Consider the following 286-nt stretch of genomic DNA (forward strand, 5'->3'; position numbering starts at 1 on the left):
CGCGCCAACAGCAGGCGCGGGCGCACCGGTTTGCAGACATAGTCGTCGGCGCCCAGGTCCAACCCGTGGATCTGGTCGAGTTCGTCGCTGCGTGCGGTGAGCATCAGGATCGGCCCAGGGTACTGGTTGCGCGCCCGGCGGCAGATGCTCAAGCCGTCCTCGCCCGGCAGCATCAGGTCGAGAATGACCAGATCAGGTTGGCTGTCGACGATCCGACGCACGGCGCGCGCGCAATCGACCTCGACCGCGACCTCGAAGCAGTTGGCCTGCAGGTACTCGGCGGTCA

At 67.1% G+C, this 286-nt stretch carries 1 protein-coding gene; it reads right to left on the reverse strand.

Annotation, left to right across the window (positions count from 1 at the left end):
• Positions 1–286, reverse strand: a 286-nt coding sequence (locus GYA94_RS27430; RefSeq protein WP_161893525.1) for a response regulator, incomplete at both ends; no start/stop codon positions are given.

It is taken from the genome of Pseudomonas juntendi, from assembly GCF_009932375.1.
Classification (GTDB): Bacteria; Pseudomonadota; Gammaproteobacteria; order Pseudomonadales; family Pseudomonadaceae; genus Aquipseudomonas; species Aquipseudomonas juntendi.